The organism is Lysinibacillus sp. NPDC092081 (assembly GCF_044755845.1).
In the GTDB taxonomy this organism is placed as follows: Bacteria; Bacillota; Bacilli; order Bacillales_A; family Planococcaceae; genus Lysinibacillus.
Genome location: NZ_JBIVRU010000001.1, coordinates 385,066 through 405,693 on the forward strand (window position 1 = coordinate 385,066; position 20,628 = coordinate 405,693).

The following is a 20,628-nucleotide window of genomic DNA, read 5'->3' on the forward strand; positions in this document are numbered from 1 at the left end:
AGAAATAGGCATAGTTTTTTAAGGAAACGGCGTTACTATCCATCCTAAGCCGAAAAAAATTACTGTAAAGATTATAATAAATAATACAATACTTAACCCCCATAGCCCTAATGAACGACTTTTTTTAGAAAATAACGCAAGGACGTTAAGAGGAGCGGTCAGATAAATTAACAAATAGAGGTTATTAATCGTTATATCAATATTCGTTAATAGTGTAATATTAAGTAATAGAAGTAGGCATAAGCCACTAATGACTCCAAACCATCCAGCTGTGACGAATCCCTTTTCAAATCGTTTTAACGTGACCAGTTCCATAATTTCACCTCACCTACTTTTAAATAGCGTACAATATTTCTGTTTTCTAATGATGCAAGAACATCCTTTTTCGGTCCTGTTACAACAACCCCATAAGTCTTTACACCATGTTTATTAATGTAAGCAATACGCTCCGGCAATGCTAAATTTTTCGCGCTAGATATCGCTGTCGCAAGCTCCTCGTGGTTCTCCATCGTCTTTAAAATATCTTTAAATACTTCTTCATTTGATGCTGCATCTCGAAATGGTGACCAAGTTGAACTATTACGTTGCACGGGATAGCCAATTGGTGAAACAACGTTGCCATCTTTGCTTAAATTTGTTTTTTCTACACCGGTATCGACAGCAGCCCACACAACATCGACATTAGGCATTGCATCCTCAGCTTCTTTAACTGTCATAAGATCATTAAATGAAATATAAGCTTCCACAACAATTTCATCAGGTAAACCGTTAAGCACCCTCCATTCTCGACCAGTATCCAGCTTCAAATTCCTGTTTTCAGGATGTATTAACCAAGGATTCGTTTCTGTTGGATGTTTTGGCGCTACTCTTTCTAAAGATGTTGTCACTTCTTTTTTAGATAAGCTACCAAGGAAAAAACGTAAATCATATGTGTTCGTTTATAGTCTTCCTCTCCTATACGCTTATATTGCTCAAAAGCAAGCTTCATTGAAAATGGCGTAAAGGACATATCAAACTCTATTTCTTCCAGTGATGTATTAGGCTCTGTAACATACAACGTTTTACTTGCTACATCCATTAATGTTGTAGATTTTGTACCAAAGGCGTAATACATTAATGTCATCATAAAACTAATTGGCACAATCAATAATATCATCGTTAAAGTTGCAAAAATCAGCTTCGATTTTGATGTAAAAATTGTCCTTTTAATAGCTTTTTGAAATTTACTGTGATCTTTTACATTTGCAATTTCAGCTTTGGAGCTAGCTATTAATTTTTCATAATCAAATAAAGCTGTTCAATGTCCATCTCTTCCCACCTTTCAATCTATCCTCGTTTCATCAATAGAAAAAGTTGCACTAATTTGATTTTTTTCAATTTCATTCATTTGGATAGTATTTAAGAGTTTCTTTAAAACGTTTATGCCGTACACGTGATACGAGAATATGAGAAGTATTTAACCAATGCTAAACCTCCTTTATTCATCGTTTCGCTTGTTTTTATAAGGATCAACAAACTTTTCCAACGGTCACAGAAAAAGGACAATTTGAATTCACTAGGTATCATAACCAACTATTAACTTACTAATATACCTTTCAAAAAACTAATGTATTGTGTAATACCTAATTGTCCATTTACATAGTTTATATTAAAACGGAATCATTACAGTTTAAAAAGATAGTAACTTCAGGGAGGTACATGTGGAACGTCTTCATATTCCTAAATATCTATTTAATTTTTGGTTCATTTTCATTTTATTTTTATTCTTTATTCAACCATTTTTAATAGTCTACTCGACATTTGAGACTATCGCTTCTTCCATTAAGAATCTTAATACTATATTTATAAGTATTTTAATAGAGGCTCTCCCCTTTGTGCTAATCGGAGTCCTTATTGCAGGATTTATTCAAATCTTTATAACTGAAGATCATATTCAAAAGTGGATTCCCAAAAATAAATTTATGGCAGTTTTAATGAGTTGCATTGTTGGAGCATTATTTCCTGCTTGCGAATGTGGAATAGTACCTATTGTTAGAAGGCTGATTTCAAAAGGAGTACCTATCCATGCCGCAATAGGATTTATGTTAACTGGGCCTCTTATTAATCCGATTGTTATTCTCTCTACCTATATGGCATTTGGCAATGACATAAAAATCGCAGGCCTACGAATGATTTTAGGCTTCTTCATTGCTATTATAGTATCTTTAATAATTAGCTTGTTTTTTAAGGGGACACAATTCAAACTAGGGATTCAAACAGATTCGTCACGTAAAGACGTAATAAAAACTTCATTCATAAAAAAGTTATTTAATATGTTAAAACACTCTATAGATGAATTCTTTGACATGGGAAAATATTTAATAATAGGGGCATTTTTAGCTGCAATTGTACAAACGTATGTGTCGACAATAACATTAGTCGAAATAGGAAATGATGTATCCTCTTCAATAGTAGTAATGATGGGATTAGCATTTATTTTATCACTTTGCTCTGAAGCGGATGCATTTATAGGGGCTTCTTTTAGCGCTATTTTCTCCACGCCTTCTATTCTAGCATTTTTAATTTTAGGACCTATGATTGATCTGAAAAATACAATTATGTTGATAGGTGTATTTCGCTTTAAGTTTGTAATGTGTTTATTACTTTTAATAGCTGCTGTTGTCTATTTTAGTTTATTTATACTTTCAAGTTATATATAAGGGGGAAAACATGAAATTTCAATTCCAACAAGCAATAAGAGCTATCATTTTATTAGCTTTTTTTGCCATGATTTTCAACCTACATTGGACTGGAGAAATAACAAAATTTATTAATCCAAAATACGAAAATTTAAGTAAAACAGTTGCTATTTTATTCCTACTTTTATTTTTTGTTCAAGTGACAAGAATTTTTTCTTTTTCAACTAAAAAACAACATTGTCACAGTACTGAACACGCTTGTTGTACTCAACACGATCACGGAGATTCACCAATTAATAAAAAAAAGGTATTTTCTTATCTAGTTATCATTGCTCCATTACTTACTGGTTTCTTTATGCCTGCAAAGGTACTGGACGCTTCTATAGCTGACAAAAAAGGAGCCTCTTTGATTCTCACTAAACAATCCAAAACATCTAAAATAGAAGACTATATCACTTCAAATAAAACCGTTAACGAAAATATATATGACGAACATGCTCAAGATCCAATGTTGATGGAGGAAAGGCAGGAGATGCCTAAAAAAGAATACGAACTTTTAAAGCAACAGCTCTCACAAAATCAAACTATTAAAATGACAGATAAGGATTACACTATTTATTATGAGGATATTAATAAAGATTTATCAAAATATCTAGGAAAAAAGATACAATTGAAAGGTTTTGTTTTAAATGAAGATAGCTTTCCTCAGAATCAATTGGTTATTTCAAGATTTCTCATCACTCACTGTATTGCTGACGCAAGTATAGTAGGCTTTCTAGCAGAATTACCAGAAAACCATACTCTAGATAATGATACATGGATTGAAGTAATTGGAACAATCGATATTACAACATACAATGGAGAAAGCTTACCCGTTATTAAAGTGGATAATTGGGTGAAAATAGAAGAGCCTGAAAAACCTTATCTATATCCAATTGATATCCTCATAAGCTTTTAACATACTATTAAGAAGAAGGCAACGAGGGATCACCTTCATTGCCTTCTTTATTTTGGTGTTGTTTTCGCTAAAACCAATCATCTGCCATCCGCTATCAAAAAAGCGAATTTTCCGTTTATTTACAACGGATGTATTAACAATAATACTTTGGATTAATGTAAATACCTACAGCTTAGATGATTATTTCCCATCAAGTTGCCCTTTTGCTCGTTCAATCATCTTTCGCTTTTGAATTTTTTCGTGTGTTAGTTGTAAAGAATGTTTTAGCGTCTGTGTCCTCTTAGCTTGTTGAAGTGCAATCATCACTGCTGGAATTAAGCTGGCTTCAGAAACGGGTTTAACTAGATATCCCATAATATTATCTTGCTTAGACTTTTCTACAAATTCTTTTTGACTGTATGCAGTAATCAACAACACTGGTATATCTAGCTGACGTCCAATAACCTCGCTCGCTTTTAAACCATTAATTTTTGGCATTTCAATATCCATTAACACAAGATCTGGTTTTAACTTAAAAGCAAGTTCAATCGCTCGATCCCCATCTCCTGCTTCACCGACTACCTCATAGCCATTTATCCGAAGCATCATTTTTAAGTCCAGTCTAATAATTGGTTCGTCTTCAACAATTAGAATCCGTTTTTTCATAAACATCACAACCTTTCTGGACAGGGAGAATACTACATATTTAAATTTCTTTGTTGAGCAAAAGTAACTCCTGAACATTTTGCATGAAGCATTTGTTCGATTAAATCAGATAGATAGGCACCAGCTTCAACTGAAGTCAGTCCATCTTTATGGATATTTGAAATGACCGTCCGATCAGCTTCAACTGTTTTTTCAGTTGGCCGATAAATCATGTAAGCACTCAGGCTTTCATCTGTATTTAGACCTGGCCTTTCACCAATCAATGAAATGACAAGGTCACAATTAACAATAGCGGCTACCTCGTCTTGCACCCAGACACGCCCTCGTTTAATAAAAAACGGCTTTGCGACGCTTATATTTTTTAATTTTAACCCTTGTATTAAAGCAGGTAATAAATCAACTACATTGGCTTCTACCGCAGAGGAACTCAATCCATCACATACAATAATTTGAACATTTTTGCCTTTATCCCCGTTTTTTTCAAGATACTGAATAGATTCATCTGCTAACTTTCGACCAGCATCTAAATCCATTAAGTAAGTTTTCATATCACTAGCTTTTGTTTCCAGCTTGTGTAAATCCATATGTTGAAGAAAATCATCACTTACATCTCTTAATACAGCATCCTGCGCAGCTGCATGATCAATTAAAAATTGTAAGTAGCTCGTCGTCAACATACGCGTTCCGGTTCTACCAATACCGATACGGGCAGGTGTAATACTTTGTGCACGCTCAATAGATGCAGCGTTATGCGGCTTCTCTACCCCTTCTATACGTTCTTCTGGAAAATATATAATTTCTTCTTTATTTTGATTGGTTTCAGTTTTTGGCGAATTCATATTTTTCTTTACTTCTTCCACTACTCTTTGAACAATTTCTTGAATATCCATTTTGCTCCTCCCTCCTCAATCAAAAATTGATAAGTCTCCTGCACGTTTTGTCAACTTCCCATTTTTCATTAAGCCCATATTCTCCAACCATTTTTCAAATTCCCGAAGTGGTCGTAAGCCCAGAATCTCACGCAAACTAGCATCATCGTGATAACTCGTATCTTGATAATTCAGCATGACATCATCTCCACCTGGTACCCCCATGTAAAAATTCGCTCCGGCAACTGCTGTTATGATACCGGCAACTTCCTGATCATTTTGATCGGCATCCATATGGTTTGTGTAAGTTGGAGCAATTCCCATTGGCAAGCCATGCAATTTCCCCATAAATCCATCTTCAAGATCCGCTCTAATTAATTGGCGTCCATCATATAGTGTCTCCGGTCCAATAAAGCCAGAAACGGTATTAACCATGAAAGGCTTCCAGTGACGTGCATAACCGTAGCTTCTTGATTCAAGGGTTTGCATATCTACCCCAGAATCAGCATTTAAAGATACCTCCGAACCTTGTCCTGTTTCAAAATACATAAAGTTTGGACCTGCAGATGTACCGTATCGGGCCATCATTTCATAACCCTCATCAAGAATTTTTTTAGATATACCGAATGCTTCATTCCCTTTTTGTGTACCTGCTAAACTTTGAAACATAAGAGCGATAGGTGCCCCCTGCTTTAAAGCTTCAATTTGTGTTGTTATATGGGCCAAAACACAATTTTGAGTTGGAATTTGCCATTTCTCAATAAATTCATGTGAAAGTGTCAAAAGTTTTTTGACGGATTCAACCGTATCCACATTCGGATTTATTCCGATTACGGCATCACCTGCTCCGTAGGACAACCCTTCCTTTATTGAATACAAGATGCCTTCTGGAACATCATTCGGATGATTTGGCTGACAACGAAATGCTAAGCGGCCAGGCTCTCCAATTGTAGTATTGCAATGTGCTTGATATTTCATTTTCTGTGAAGCAAGAACAAGATCAAGGCTCGACATCATCTTAGCAACAGCAGAAATCATTTCACTTGTTAGTCCCCTTGAAAGTTTCAATAATTGATCTGTGCCTGTATCAGATGACAGAATATAATTTCTCAGTTCACCGACAGTCCAACTTTGAATATCCTTGTAAATCGTGTCGCTAATATCATCATAAATCAAGCGTGTAACTTCATCGATCTCATACGGAATAACCGGATTCTCATAAATTTCTTTCAGCTGCATCTCGCTAAGTACTACTTTTGCTGCCATGCGCTCAAGTGATGATTCCGCTGCTACACGCGCCATCACATCCCCAGACTTCGCTTCACTAGCTTTTGCAAGTACCTCCCTTACCGACGAAAACGTATAATGAGTCCCTTTTACTACACAAGACAATTTCATCATTTAACACCCCTTTTTATATGCTAAAGATTACAATCAAACGAAAAAAAAAGCGCTTTCACTTATCCCTGAAGAAAAATTCTTCGGGCGTGAAAGGCGCCTTTGCCTCAGTTATTATTTTAATTCATTCTACACTACTAGCAAATATTTTGTAAATAGTTCGAAAACAATAACAACATGAATAAGATTAATTTAGGAGACCTAGTGTCATTTAGTATTAATTAACTTCGGTAAATACTATCGGAAAGGTTATTGAAACTTTTGTTCCTTCCTCAGAAATAGGAAATGAAAAAACTCCTTGTAGCTTCTCTTCAACTAACATTTCTACAAGCTACAATCCTAAAGATGACAGATCGCCTATAAAAAAAGGATCACCAATTCCACATCCATCATCCGTTACTGTAATCGTAACCATTTGCTTTCGTTGCCTCGAATTTATAGCAATTTTCCCGTAATTTTGTGAAGGAAAAGCATGTTTTATGCTATTTTGAACTAACTCATTAACAATCAATGCAATGGCTGTTGCTTGATCTGAAGGACAGAATACAGATTCCCCTTCAACAGACACAGTAATATGTTGACCTGGAATAATGGACGAGGAAACTAGCAAAGTAGAAATTTGCTGTATTAATAGTTTAATATCCGCTTCATCAATTCCACGCTGTGCCAAATAATCATGTACTAAAGCCGTACTAGATATACGAGATATACTATCGTGAAATACCTCAGCTACTTCTTCCGAGTGAGTGCGTTGCATTTGTAACCGCAGCAAACTAGAAATAACCTGTAAATTATTTTTAACGCGATGATGGATTTCCTGAACGACAATGGCTTGAAATACACGTTGCTTGTCTTCACTATTAGTCGCTTTCATAAGCTGCTCTATATTTCTTTCGTTCTGCACTACCTGTGAGATATCTCTTTCCTTAATTAATACCGCAATAGTCTCCCCATGCTGGTCATTTATAGGAATAATATCCTGTTGCATAATTCCGCGCTCTTCCGTAATCCCTCTTGATCCAAAAATCGGTTTCCCGGTTTTTAAACTAAATAAAACACCCGGCTCCATCTCTTCATATGCTCTCTGCCCTAACATACTTTTTTTATACAAAGATGCAATGGTAGTAGGCTGTGCTTCAGCTACAATTAAAGATGCGTTATCTTCTTCCAAAAGACAATCAATAAAAATGTCTGCCTGAGAAAGGTCAGCTATTATTTGAAGGTTTTGGGCCACACCTAAAATAATTTCACACTGTTCATTTGATAAACTTGTAAATCGTTTTAAATCTAAAATTCCCATCATGATATGCGCTTCCCTTTCTCTAAAAGTATTAAATTTTCAATTAAAACATTTCGTTGTTGCAATTATAATATAAAATTCTCTTTCCATAATATGTAAACAAAAAAACCTACTATCCTTAAATAACAGGCTTTTTTGAACAGCCTCTTTACCTCTGAGCTGCACTTTCACACTTAATATAACAATTCGTCATCATTATACTTTGAACATATTCGTTTTTTCTTGTAAATCTTCCGCCATTTTAGAAAGTGCCGAAGTAGATGCAGTAATTTCTTCCATGGAGGCCAACTGCTCTTCTGTAGCCGCTGAAATATTTTGTGTTCCTTCTGCAGAACTTTGGGCAATTCCATTGATTTGTTCCATAGAATTGGTCATTTGATCTACTCCTGTAACCATCTGTTGTACTGATGAAGACACTCCTTGAATTTGAACAGATACCTCATTGATGGCATGTTGAATTTTTTTAAAGGATTCACCTGCGATATTTACATTGTTAATACCTGTTTCCACTTCATTCGTTGTGAATTGCATAGAATCTACTGCTCTATTCGTTTCCATTTGAATTCCTGTAATTAACTCAGAGATTCTCTGTGCCGATACAGAAGATTCTTCGGCCAATTTTCGCACTTCTTCCGAAACGACCGCAAAGCCTTTTCCGTGTTCTCCTGCTCTTGCCGCTTCAATCGCTGCATTTAATGCCAGTAGATTGGTTTGTGCTGCAATACCTGTAATAACTTCAACAATTTGACCGATCTCTGCCGAACGCTCACCTAAACCACTAATTGCATTACTTAGATTACCAATAGAAGTTTGAATAGAACTCATTTGTTGAACAGCAGTTTTAATAACATCATTTCCATCCACTGAAAGTTGTTCCGCTTGGATAGCAGCATCTGAAACGTTAGTAGAATTTTTAGCTATTGTTTGAACATCTTGTACCATAGAATTAACAACATCTGATGTTTCTATAATTGTTCTAACTTGATCGTCCGAGCCGCTTGCCACATCTAACGTAACAGACGCAATATGCTCACTTGCCTCACTCGTTTGTTCCGCACTTGCCGAAAGCTCAACCGAAAATGCTGCCATCTGTTCGGATGATTGTTTCACCTGATCAATTAGATCTCGTAATTGAGCAATCATATGGCTAAATGAAGATGTTAAGACGCCTAGTTCATCCTTTGAATCATAGTCTACACTAAAATTTAATTCTCCAGCTTCCGCTCGTTGAACAGCAAATTTTAATTTTTCAATTGGAGAAATTATATATTTTCGTACACCTATAAAACCGATTGCCACAAACAGAATTCCTAATACAATTGAAATGATTAGAGAGGTCGTGATACCTTCACTTGCATCAGCTTTACTTTCCATATTCAATGTACTTGCATATTTTTTATTCAATTCTGTCAGCTTTAAACCTTTTGACATAAATTCGTCAAATACAGGCTTGGCACTTGTATTAAAGAGATTTATTGCTTCCTCATTCTTATTGGCAAGACTTAGTTGAAAAACTTTCTCCATATTTTCTTTAAAGCTTGGATATTGCTGAATCAATTCATTTATTATTTTATCCTCATCAGATTTCAAATCGGTTTCTTTAAGTATTTGAAGGTTCTTTGCATTCTCTTCAAAAGCACTCTTTACTTCATCATTAATTTGTTTAATAGATGATTCATCTGTAAAAAGGAAAGAACGATACATATTTGAAACAATGGCCCGATTATTAAGCCTGTAATCAGTTAAAACTATACTTGGTTCTAGGCGGTTTTTAAAAATATTCTCTGTATTATTCTCCAAAGATTTCATTGTGATATATCCATTCACTTGGATAATACCAACTGTTAAAATGGCTATAAACATTAATAGGACTAACTTTTTAAATATGGATAGATTACGTAGCATGGTTAATACGCCCCTTTATAAATTCAATTTTTAGTGCCCTTTTTAATGAAAGACAATGAATCGTACATTATCAAGGGAGAGAGCCTCCATGTTTGTTTACAACATGGAGGCTAACCTGCTTGTCTTGTTTAACCCTATGTTTTCATTATATTTACTTTTCTTTTCGTTTTTCTGATAACCTAGCTTATAGCCCCTCCCCATAACATTAAAAAAACTATTTTCCATACTATTCACAATATTACGACATTTTTCGGTATTTTTGAACAAAAAAATCGACAAAAATTCGACAAAAAATACAATTGAGTAAATAAGTCTATATTACTATATTTTTTTACAAGTAGCTCTTCAGAAACGATTTTAATCTTTTCTAAAGAAAGGGGATGCCCTATAAGTCATTTGCAGACTTTTAGGAAATCCCCTTTCTATTTATTACTCTCTTAGAAATCTTAATGAAAAACATTTCTCAAAGAGCCATTCCAACCTCTTCAAAACCCACAATAATACCTTGCTCATTGTTTGACTGATATCCAAGCCATATGACGTCAGTGCAATTGTCATAGCACTTTAATGTCCTCCCCCTTGTCTTCTACTATAATGGATTTATTTCTAAAACTACATAACTGTATATTACTTTTAAAAAATATTTGGACAATAATTAACCTTGGTAAAGGAACAAATAAAGAGCGTGTTTTAAATCGAAAACTGATTAAAACATGCCCAATTGAATTATTCTTATATAAGTTTAATCGTTTGATGAAACATATTGTACTAAAAAAGCTTAATCTAATGTTTAGAAGGCAATTGCGCCAGCAAAGAAAATCATAAATCTTCTAATATTAAACAGCCTGCCGTAATTCTTCTTCCTCTTGTATAACCTGCGGATTCTTGTTTTCTTCCCTACGCTGACATATGTTATTCCAAATAAGAGCTGAAATTACAAGTAGAGTTCCTGCTATATCAAAGATTTTTAAGTTATATCCTTGTATCATCATAATGACCAATGTAGTAATTGGAACAAAATTAATAAATAAAATTCCATTAATGGATGATAAGATTTTTACACCATAATTCCAACTAAGCAATGCCACTATACCTGGCAGTGTCATCATAAACAATAAATCATATTTAATAGCAAAAATCGTTTCCGCACTTGGCACTGATACATAGCCTTGCATCGTGATGATCATTGTGATGATACCTGTTACAGCTGTGCCAAATACACATGTTAAAGTAGAATAGCGGAGAGTAGACCAATCATTAAAAGTTTGACCGCCCATTGTATAAATAACCCATCCTATAACCCCAATTAAAATGAATGCGAGCGAGACTAGATTATGTTTCAGTGTAAGAAAGAAACTCATATCGCCTTTTGTAATAACAAAAATAGCTCCAACAAATGCAATGATCATACTGCTAATCATATACTTCTTCGGTTTCACATGTTTATACCCCCATAGAATAGCAATCGAAATCATCGGCATGAGTGCCTCCATAATCGACGCTACCATAATACCTGATTTCCCCATTAACATTTGGCCTAAGAAAACAAGCACGTTGTAAACTGTAAACGCCATGGTGCCAAAAAAGACGAGCAGCTTACCTTTCCCTTCTAAACGAAACGCTTTTTTACCTTCTTTCATCCATAATAAAATAACTAATACAATCGATACTGCCCCATATCGAATCGTTGAAAAATAGAACGGATTTATATATTCTAGTGCATGATCTGCAACTGGAAACATGGCTCCCCATGACATGCTTGCTATTAAACATGCCATCATGCCTACTATTATTTGACTTTTTCTCACTGCTTTTCCTCGTTTCTATACAACCCTATAAATTATGCCTCGGCATGATGTTGGTCATCAGTCGTTGCCACAGGACGTGGCGTTCTTAGACTGAGTTCCTCTATTTCAGCGGGTACTTGGAACACCCGCTGAAAGAAGTTAAATGTCACAATGAGAATTATAAAAAAGAAAATACATCACGTAAAATGATTGAAAGTGATATTAACTATCATTTATAATGATAGTTTTTAAGGGGGAAGATCGATGGAACTGAGAGATTTACAGATTTTTAAAAGCGTTGCAAATCACCAAAGCGTCAGCCATGCTGCAAAAGAATTAAATTATGTACAATCCAATGTAACTGACGTATTAAGCTATTAGAAAAGGAGCTTAATACCCCTCTTTTTTACCGCCATAAAAAAGGGATGACATTAAATCCAGAAGGGCGAAAAATGCTTGCTTATGTTAATAAAATTTTGCAGGATGTCGAGGAAATGAAACAAGTATTTTTAGATAGTGATACACCAACTGGTACATTAAAAATCGGTACAGTCGAAACAGTGAGTATCTTACCAACCATTCTAGCATCTTACTATAAAGGGTATCCTAATGTCGACTTAACACTACAAGCTGGTTTAACTGAGGAGCTTATCAAAGAAGTAGCGGATCACCAATTAGATGGGGCTTTTATAACCGGACCAATTAAACATCCCATTTTAGAACAATATGATGTATATACCGAAAACCTCGTTCTCCTATCACAAAACAAATCCTTTCGTATAGAAGAATTTATGTCTACACCAATCCTTGTTTCTAATCAAGGTTGCGGATATAGATCCAAGCTAGAACTCTGGCTCAAAGATGAGGGTTTACTGCCAAAAAGAATCATGGAATTTAATATATTAGAGACAATTTTAAACAGTGTTGCAATTGGTCTTGGCGTTACACTTGTACCACAATCGGCTGCCGAACATCTTTCTACAACAGGCAAGGTATATTGTCATCCAATTCCTAAAAAATACGGTACGATTTCAACCGTCTTTATACGACGAAAAGATGCATATATGACAAATTCGATGAAATGTTTTTTAAAAACAATTGCTGAACATCAGCGTATATAATCATTTCCTCGTCTTTTCTTCTGCCAATCATCTTTAACAGTGTCTAAAGGGTACATTCATTGATAAAAAATAGTGAAGTGACAAAAAACGCTTGGTTTTTAGTACCAAGCGTTCTGTGCTAATCTGTGTTAATTATATTTGGCTAGAAAAGATGCAGACAACCTAATCTATTGTGCTATTTTGCATTTTTGTCAGGCTGATGAATTCCGAATACATTGCCTTCGGTATCAATATAGTATCCCTGCCACGCCATTCCAGGAAGAGCATATTTCGGCATTGCAACCTTGCCGCCATTCTCAATAATTTTAGCTTCCGTTATATCGTAATTTTCTACACCTATTGTACAAGCAAATCCATTTACAGCTTGGTTTGGTTCCGGAGAAGCACCTTGACGTTGCATTAAAGCACCATTGACTCCAAGCTCGTCCTCATTGCCAGTCACTGTCCCAAAGTAAGGCATTCCTGCGTAATCACTCCAGTCTTGAAATGACCATCCGAATACCTCTCCATAAAATTTCTTTGCACGTTCCATGTCACTTACATGAATTTCAAAATGAACTAATCTTCCCATGATATCCTCCTAGTTATTAAAGCATTAACTCTTACTGGAATTAACTGTGTCTAACTAAAATTAATATATAGTATTATCACGTGGAAGGAAAATAAATTATTCTGAATATAGAATAGAGTCAAGAACACAATATAGTAAGTAATATTTTAACCGAGACAGGACGTGTCTTCTATTTTTAATCCCATTCAATAATAATTTCATTATCATGAAAGAGTTATTGAAAAGAAATATCGATCTCCTCTATACCAAGATATACCTTCAATGTTGTCACTAAAAAAGAAACAAACTGACATGTCAGTATATAAGCCCTTTTCTTTTAAATTCAATTTTCTTCTAATCATCAACCTGTAGCTTTCCTCCAGTCTATTCTACTAGCCTAATATGCAATAGGGACAGATTAATAAAATTCTCCTTCCTTCTTAGTTTTTGTTTTTGATAATAAGGATTTTAACGTTCTTCTGTATCCACTAAATTTAGCCTGTCATAACTTTTTGTTATTACTATATCTAAAAAAGCCTAGCCTTCTACTGTGCAGTTAGTTATGATGAAAGAAAATAACTGTCTGGCCTAAACGAATTTTACATTAAAATATTTCTGTACCACGTTACGGGTCTATGTTAGATATGTAAGCACTACACTAGTTGCTAAGAAAGTGTTCTAATTGCAAGAAAGCAGTCTAAAAATGAAATAAAAAAGCAGATTTGGAAAATGAATTTTCCCCAAATCACTTTTCTATTATAGTTTTTTAAGTAATATATATTGAAAATAGGTTATATTTTCAACTCTTTTATCCCTGCTTTTAATGTGTCTGCATCTACTTTTAATGTTCTCCAGCTGTCTTTAGCTGATTTCAAGTTAGGTAGTAAAAATTTAAATTTATTTTGTTCCGCTTTTTCAGATGCATTCTCGATATGTCTCAGTACGCCCGAATATTGAGAGTCTAAGTCATTCCATTGTGCAGACATAAAAGTAAGAGCATTAATAGCATCATCTAGTGCATTGTACATCTCACTAATATTACTATGTGCTACTCCAACTACACGATTTAATGTTGTTTTATAATCAACTGTCTGATTTAATTGTGCTAATAACGGTTCTAATTGACCTAATTGATCTCTTGCTATCCCCAGCATAATACCACCAGCAATCCACGTAGGAATAGAGGGTACAAATACTGTTATCATTCCATCAGACTCTAATTTTTTATAGTAGTTTACTGATTCTAAAACTTCATTTAGTCGCTTTTGATCATCCTCAACTGCAACCCCTTGGTTTTTTAAAATCGACTGTAAAAGATCTTTGTTACTGCCAAATGTTCTAACATCTTGTCCAATAGCGTCTCTTAATTTAGTTAATTCTTCTATTAATTGTTGTGCATACTTTTGATTTTGTTGAATTTCATCTCGTAAATCTGTTATTCCTTCTATTAACGTCTCTCCATCTCCTGTATTAATGGCCTCTACAATTATGTCATAATAATTTTCAAATTTTGTATCGTATTCAATAATACCTGTCAATGTATCTATCAGCTGTTTTTTTACTTTTGTATCCCATGTAAGGGCATGTGCTCTTGCATCCTTTTGATCTTGTACAATTTTACCGGGTAAATCTGGATAGCCCTTAATATCAATTCCTTCAAAGTTGACATCTGGATTCTTAATTAACATATAAGAATAGGCATTCATTGATTTTGCAAAAAGCCCCGCCTTTTGCAAGGTTTCTTTCATCTTCACTTCGTTTGCTGAAAGAGACATATCACTATTGTTAGTTTGTTCAATCTTACTTGTCTCTGCAAATGCTGCTACTGGAGAGATGACAGAAGTTGTTGTCAAGGTTAAAAACGTGGATACAGCGAGTACTTTGTAAAGAGATTTTTTATTCATTTTATATTCCTCCTATCTGTATTTCAATTCTTTTCTTCTTGTTTAAAGGCAATGTCTTTTGCAATAAATTCTGCATCTTGGTGAATATTATTCCAACTTTGTTTTGCAGCTTTTAAATCATCAGGTATTAAAGTGAGCTTATGTTCTTGCATTTCATCGATATTATCGTATAAATCTTTATAATTTGCCCCCATTGTATTCCATTGTTGCTGAATATTCGTCAGAGACATTATCGCTTGATCCACTGTTTGATACAGATATGCCAAAGTGTCTTTGGCGTTAGTAAGTGCAATAACTGCCTGATTAGCAGAATCGGCTTTCATCGTTAATTCTCCGATTTTATTAGAAATTTCGTTATAGGAGTTCATATGATTAGATGCCGTAATACCAGCTGCTGTTCCTAAACCAATACCAGCTGAACCTAGAACCGCAAGTCCGCCTACAACAGCCGGTGTCGCTGTTCCGCCAGTCACAACAATGACTACTCCTCCTGCAATAGTTCCAATAACTAAAACAGCTGCTCCCAATCCACCACCAATTGACCATGCTAATACATCGTCAAAATGTGCCTTTTGAGTGGAGCGTAGATTTTCAATTTCAGCTTGAAGTTGTGGAATCAATGCTTGTTTTCCCGCTAATATTGCCGTTAATCCACCTTTCCCATCTGGACCACCAATATTATTTTTAAAATCTATAGTATTTGTATACAGTTTTGTTTTGAAGGCTTCTAACATTTTAATTACTTCTGTAACTTCTTTTGAATTTGTATTAATTGTACTGATTAAATCACCTATACCTTCTTTTAAGCCTTCCTTATCTTTCTTTTGTACAGTGTCTATTAATGTGTCGTAATAGTTATTAAATTGTTCATCATAGTTTACAATATTACGTGCTGTCTTTTGAATTTTTGGCTTCGCCGTATCTAACCAATAATTCGCATGGATTCTAGACAATTCCTGATTAAGGTGAATATTTTTGATTAATTCTCCCCCTTCTGACCCTAAATCTATATTGGATAGATTTACATTCGGCTGCTTAATCATTGTTTTTGCGTACAAATCCATTACAAGAATATGAGATCCTGTTTCAGCTAACGCTTTTTTTAGTCCTTCAGGTCCTAATGCATAATAATTTCCTATTTTCTGTTCCTGAGTGATCTGTTCTTGCGCAAGTGCATGAATAGTGCTACTGTTTGTTGCGGTTATAACCGTTGCTAAAGTGGCCACGGTTAATACTTTAAATGGTGATTTCTTCATAGTATTCTCCTCCCAAACTTTGATAGATTTTTATAATTTCAAATTCATAAATTTTCGAACATCAAAATTTATCAGCTTGTTCCTCTAGTTGACCTATTACATTTTTTAATCGTCTTAATGTATCTTTTTGAGACGAATTGTTAGTAGTATCAGCACTTAATTTGGTGATACTATTTTTTATTAAACTCAAATCTTCTTTATAGCGTTTCAATAGGTCAAGTTCTACATCCACTTGGCTAGTAAATGTATGCAAATCATGTTGCATAAGAAGAAGCATTGATTTTTGTAAATCTGCTATCGTTAGTTTCGTAGTTAAATCATATAATTTTTGATTTTGTTGCTCCAAATCATCTAAAAATACTCGTTGTTCTGCCTTTAGATTATTTACTTCAGCGAAAGTACTATATGTTTTTTTGATTCTTTCTGGGTCAATTGCTTTCATAAGGTCATACTCTTTCGCTTTTGTAGCTGCAGCTGCAGCAATTTCACCTTTTTTATTTTCCTCAATTGCTTCACGAGCTTCTTTTTTGGCAGCTTCAATCTCTAAAGCAGATTTACCCTTTTCTTTTGCTTCTTGCTCCGCTTTTTCCTCTGCTTCTAAAATAGATTTATTAATTTCTTTTCCTTTGTTATAAGCTGTCGCTACTGTTTGAGCAGCCGGTTCAATAATATCTTTTGCAAGACTATATATCTCTTGGAATATTTTAAGCCCTTGTACATTTAAAGCCCCTGGTAGAAATGCTATTTGTTGTAAATCATTTTGAATTGATTTTTTAGCATCTAGTAATTCATCTTTAAGCTTGTCTATCTTCCCTGTTCCCTCTAAACTTAGTACTCCCTGAGCTTTTGTCACATCAGCATCGAGATCTTTCAGTTTTTTATCAAGCTGTAATTTAAGATCTGTTAATTCATTAATCTGAAGTTGCACGTTTTCTTGATTCGTCATAGCCATTTCTTGAAGGACTTCTAATCTATCTAAAAAACCTTCTTTATCGTCCTTATTATCTACATATCCTTTTAATGTTGGATAATAGTTTTGAAATTTAGTGGCAAATCCTTTACTTTTTGAATTAATTAGCATTAACTTTGGATAATGTTCCGATGACCATTCTTTCATATCCTGTTTTATTAGAAATTGCTCTGTATTTAAAGCTGGTACTTCCTCTAGCTGTACATTAGGATTTATTAAAGTTTGGTCTATATACATTTGTATCAATTTAGATTGGGCACCTAATTTTCTTAAAGATGAGGAAAGTGCCATGTTCTCTTCTTGAATATCTGCTTGAACTATAGGCGTTTTAAAAGTATGTATAGGAATAGCCCCTGTAGTAACAATGGACGTCAACATTAATCCTGTAATTATTTTCTTTTTCATTTTGTTTACCCCCTTAGATGATATTTTTTAAAATAATTTATGCAATTACTTTTTAAGACCCCCAATATACTTCTAGTTTTAGGAAAGATTCTTGCTAGAATAATTTACACTTTCCTATAATGTAAATTTTAGGTATAGTCACATTTTTTAGCAAATTGCAGTGAAATTAATCTATTTTATGTGCAAAATGATTTATTTTCACTGTATTTTTGATTTTAAAATAGATTAATATGAGCAAAATTAAAATGAAAGTGTCATTATATGGTGGAAATCAGCAAGTTGGGGTCGCAATATTGACATATTTTTGCCAATGGAATAAAAAATTAATCTTCAAAATTTATACATATTGGTCATTTGTGTTTTATTGTGATAGAAAGGCGAAATGAATACTTTCGTTGGTCTATTTTATTGACGGAAAACTTTCCATTCCCTATTTAGATAGAAAACTAAAGAACCAATTGCCGATTAAAGATTGGCAATTGGTTCTTAGAGTAGATTATTGATTTGTTTAGTAGAAGCTGATTAGCCTCGACCTGAAAAAGTGTAGATTAAGATTGGACTTTCATCCAGTGAGCATTTCTCCCTTTTGAAATAAGTTTTATTTCACCTAATATTTGCAAATCAGTTAAAGCTTTACTAATAGTACTTTCAGCTATATCTGGATAAATGCTTCGAATGCATTCTTTTGTAAAAGGTTGTTTTTGATTATGAATAAAATTCTGAATTCGCTCTACCTTAGTATGTTTACATATAGAATCCTGTACTCTACTATGTAGATCTTTATAAGCCTCTAAAATAATAATTAAGAACTCTTTTAACCAGAAGCTTATATTATGCCCATTACAATACCAATTAACCGATGATTTAAATATGGCTTCATAGTATTCTGATTCTCTTTTCTTTATATATTCATCTAAACAAACATATTTTACAAATGTATGTCCGCTTTTTACTAATAGTAATTGCATGAACATAAGTGTTAATCTACCATTGCCTTGACTAAAAGGAATTATGCAATAAAGGTTCAATATAAAACGAGCTATCAATATAAGTGTAGGTACCTCTTTTTTACGGTTTAATAAATTGTACTGGTTGCATAATTGTTCAACAGCTCGTGGAATATTTTCAGGTGGAAAAGGACGATAACAAATCGTATGCATCCCTTTTTCAGGAAGTCCAGGGATAGAGAATGGCTTTTGGCGCCATTTTGCACCGTCAGAGGTATTATAATGAATTAATTGAAAATGCAATTCTTGTATAGTATCTGGACTGATAGAAAAAGTACAAGACTTTTTATGTACAAGAGTCAAAGTTTCATAAAAACAAAATATTGCATCTTCCGAAATGGATTGGGGTATCATATCATCTAAAATAAGTTCTTTTAATCTCTTATTTGAAACTTTTATATCCTCATAAACTGAAATATAGTTTTTTATGTATTGTAGGGGTATAGCTTTTTCAAGGCTAGTGAATATATCAGGTCTTTGCTCTTTATAAGCGGTCAACATTCCTTTATACTCACTAATTTCACTGACTAAGTTTATTTGTTGTTGCTCAATATTTATGTACGGATCTTCGAAAAAATTTCTCATTTTGTTCCTCCTGTTACTATCTCTTAATGCTCTATTACAATAATAATTTTTTATTTTTTTTTAGGATTTCCTAATGTTATTCGAGTATTACTATTCAAATAACATCCGGTTTAAATAGAGCTTTTACTTTCTAAAGAAAGAGGATTAAATTATTATTCAAATTATTGTATAAAGTTAATACGGACTTTGAAATCACTTATTTATTTCATAAAGTGAATGTATCGTAAATATAGACGTTAGACATTAGACTTATTAAATATCGGAATATTATCTTTTAAATGTACTGATTATTATTATTTTTTGTGACATTTTTTATATGTATTTTTCTTATAGTTGTAATACGTTTAGTAAATGAACATAAATAAAAATTTATTCCCACCTATATTCGTAACAAATCAATTATGCCTCGGCATAATTGTTTCCGGAAACAGCTTTGTGCTTAGGCCTGCAGATGTTTTTTGTGCGAAAGCGCAGTGTCTGTGCGAAAGCGAAGCGACAGCAAAAGGGTTTTATCTGCGCGAAAGCGAAGCGGCAGCGGCAACAACATGAGGTCCCACATGAGGTCGGTCATTTCGGTAATGCCACAGGACGTGGCGTTCTTAGACTGAATTCCTCTATTTCAGCGGATGTTTGGACACTCGCTGAAAAGTGACATAAAACCGCATTCATCTCTCCACCCTTAGAGGTGGGAGACTTCTGTAGCTGACGCTTTGCTTTCGCTACAAAAGACATTTGTAACTGCCGTTTCACTTACGTTACATAAAATACTTGCTGAAGAAGTTAAATTAATTAATGAGCCCTTTATTATACTCAATCCATTTCTCCATTTCTCTCTCCACTGCTCGATTTTGCCATTCAAACCAAATTCCATAGCATTCACTACAGTGACTGTCTACTCCATTTTTTTTATGCAAATCTTTATATGTAAACAAGGTCTTTTTACGACAACTGTAGCAGTAGATTTCTTTTTCTTTATAAAATTCCATAACTAATTCCCCCTCCATTTACACATAATCATTTCCATTTTTCAAATAAATTATTCTGAAGTATAGCTTCATTCCAATTTTTAATATAAGGAAATGGATTTAACGATATCAACCTAGATATTTGAAAAAACTAAAGAGCATGTTTTGAAAAAGATTGTTCAAAACATACTCTTATTTAATGTGGCTGATTTAATTCTAATTAGATTTTAGTTTATCTTCATTTTCAAGGATAGTTCTCTTTAGCATTTCAAATTTTATTTCTTAAACTAACTCAAGAACTTCATTTAGTTTAGATTCAATTGTA

Annotated in this window: 18 protein-coding genes and 1 pseudogene; 4 read left to right on the plus strand and 15 right to left on the minus strand. The window is 33.9% G+C overall.

Translation table 11 applies throughout. The features are described from left to right. Positions 1-18: 18 nt before the first annotated feature. The 3 genes from ACIQLB_RS02030 to ACIQLB_RS02040 are packed head-to-tail and all read right to left on the minus strand — an operon-like array spanning position 19 to position 1,156. Positions 19-315, minus strand: a complete 297-nt coding sequence (locus tag ACIQLB_RS02030; protein ID WP_400720249.1) for a hypothetical protein — start codon at positions 313-315, stop codon at positions 19-21. Continuing rightward, entirely contained in the window at positions 297-887 is a 591-nt protein-coding gene (locus ACIQLB_RS02035; protein ID WP_400720251.1) for an anti-sigma factor C-terminal domain-containing protein, read from the minus strand. Before ACIQLB_RS02035 ends, ACIQLB_RS02030 begins: the two co-directional genes overlap by 19 nt. Continuing rightward, positions 884-1,156: a sigma factor regulator N-terminal domain-containing protein gene (locus ACIQLB_RS02040; RefSeq protein WP_400720253.1), complete on the minus strand. Its 273-nt coding sequence runs from the start codon at positions 1,154-1,156 to the stop codon at positions 884-886. The genes ACIQLB_RS02035 and ACIQLB_RS02040 overlap by 4 nt, the downstream gene beginning before the upstream one ends. A gap of 544 nt (positions 1,157-1,700) precedes the next feature. Between ACIQLB_RS02040 and ACIQLB_RS02045 the strand changes: the two genes are divergently transcribed. Next, positions 1,701-2,699, plus strand: a complete 999-nt coding sequence (locus tag ACIQLB_RS02045) for a permease (RefSeq protein ID WP_400720255.1) — start codon at positions 1,701-1,703, stop codon at positions 2,697-2,699. A gap of 10 nt (positions 2,700-2,709) precedes the next feature. Beyond that, positions 2,710-3,636 (plus strand): TIGR03943 family putative permease subunit, encoded by a 927-nt coding sequence (locus tag ACIQLB_RS02050; protein ID WP_400720257.1) that lies wholly within the window; start codon positions 2,710-2,712, stop codon positions 3,634-3,636. Positions 3,637-3,816: 180 nt separating this feature from the next. Here the strand turns inward: ACIQLB_RS02050 and ACIQLB_RS02055 are convergent, their stop codons facing one another. The 6 genes from ACIQLB_RS02055 to ACIQLB_RS02080 all read right to left on the minus strand — a co-directional run bounded on the left by ACIQLB_RS02055 (position 3,817) and on the right by ACIQLB_RS02080 (position 11,561). Further along, complete coding sequence (locus ACIQLB_RS02055; protein WP_400720259.1) at positions 3,817-4,281, minus strand: ANTAR domain-containing response regulator; 465 nt, start codon at positions 4,279-4,281, stop codon at positions 3,817-3,819. Between the two features lie 32 nt (positions 4,282-4,313). Then, the gene (gene eutC, locus ACIQLB_RS02060) at positions 4,314-5,171 is read right to left on the minus strand and encodes an ethanolamine ammonia-lyase subunit EutC (RefSeq protein WP_400720261.1); all 858 of its coding nucleotides are present in this window, start codon (positions 5,169-5,171) and stop codon (positions 4,314-4,316) included. 15 nt (positions 5,172-5,186) lie between these two features. After that, complete coding sequence (locus ACIQLB_RS02065; protein ID WP_400721654.1) at positions 5,187-6,548, minus strand: ethanolamine ammonia-lyase subunit EutB; 1,362 nt, start codon at positions 6,546-6,548, stop codon at positions 5,187-5,189. 331 nt (positions 6,549-6,879) lie between these two features. Further along, positions 6,880-7,851, minus strand: coding sequence for a sensor histidine kinase (locus ACIQLB_RS02070; protein WP_400720262.1), 972 nt, complete (start codon positions 7,849-7,851; stop codon positions 6,880-6,882). A gap of 192 nt (positions 7,852-8,043) precedes the next feature. After that, positions 8,044-9,753, minus strand: coding sequence for a methyl-accepting chemotaxis protein (locus tag ACIQLB_RS02075; protein WP_400720264.1), 1,710 nt, complete (start codon positions 9,751-9,753; stop codon positions 8,044-8,046). Positions 9,754-10,589: 836 nt separating this feature from the next. Continuing rightward, entirely contained in the window at positions 10,590-11,561 is a 972-nt protein-coding gene (locus ACIQLB_RS02080) for a DMT family transporter (RefSeq protein WP_400720267.1), read from the minus strand. A 243-nt stretch (positions 11,562-11,804) separates the two neighbouring features. Between ACIQLB_RS02080 and ACIQLB_RS02085 the strand changes: the two are divergent. Beyond that, positions 11,805-12,661: pseudogene (locus ACIQLB_RS02085) on the plus strand (LysR family transcriptional regulator). 175 nt (positions 12,662-12,836) lie between these two features. Here ACIQLB_RS02085 and ACIQLB_RS02090 read toward each other — a convergent pair. The 5 genes from ACIQLB_RS02090 to ACIQLB_RS02110 form a co-directional block, all read right to left on the minus strand. Further along, entirely contained in the window at positions 12,837-13,232 is a 396-nt protein-coding gene (locus tag ACIQLB_RS02090) for a VOC family protein (RefSeq protein ID WP_400720269.1), read from the minus strand. A gap of 770 nt (positions 13,233-14,002) precedes the next feature. Further along, positions 14,003-15,115: a hemolysin BL binding component B gene (gene hblA / locus ACIQLB_RS02095; protein ID WP_400720271.1), complete on the minus strand. Its 1,113-nt coding sequence runs from the start codon at positions 15,113-15,115 to the stop codon at positions 14,003-14,005. Between the two features lie 23 nt (positions 15,116-15,138). Next, entirely contained in the window at positions 15,139-16,371 is a 1,233-nt protein-coding gene (gene hblD / locus ACIQLB_RS02100) for a hemolysin BL lytic component L1 (RefSeq protein ID WP_400720273.1), read from the minus strand. 61 nt (positions 16,372-16,432) lie between these two features. Beyond that, on the minus strand, positions 16,433-17,746 hold the full coding sequence (gene hblC, locus ACIQLB_RS02105; RefSeq protein ID WP_400720275.1) for a hemolysin BL lytic component L2: 1,314 nt from the start codon (positions 17,744-17,746) through the stop codon (positions 16,433-16,435). Between the two features lie 548 nt (positions 17,747-18,294). Then, positions 18,295-19,338, minus strand: coding sequence for a Fic family protein (locus ACIQLB_RS02110; protein ID WP_400720277.1), 1,044 nt, complete (start codon positions 19,336-19,338; stop codon positions 18,295-18,297). Positions 19,339-19,798: 460 nt separating this feature from the next. On the opposite strand from ACIQLB_RS02110, the gene ACIQLB_RS02115 reads away from it, so the two are divergent. Further along, positions 19,799-19,990: a hypothetical protein gene (locus ACIQLB_RS02115; RefSeq protein ID WP_400720279.1), complete on the plus strand. Its 192-nt coding sequence runs from the start codon at positions 19,799-19,801 to the stop codon at positions 19,988-19,990. A gap of 133 nt (positions 19,991-20,123) precedes the next feature. Here ACIQLB_RS02115 and ACIQLB_RS02120 read toward each other — a convergent pair whose 3' ends face one another. Continuing rightward, positions 20,124-20,324, minus strand: coding sequence for a hypothetical protein (locus ACIQLB_RS02120; RefSeq protein ID WP_400720281.1), 201 nt, complete (start codon positions 20,322-20,324; stop codon positions 20,124-20,126). Positions 20,325-20,628 lie beyond the last annotated feature (304 nt).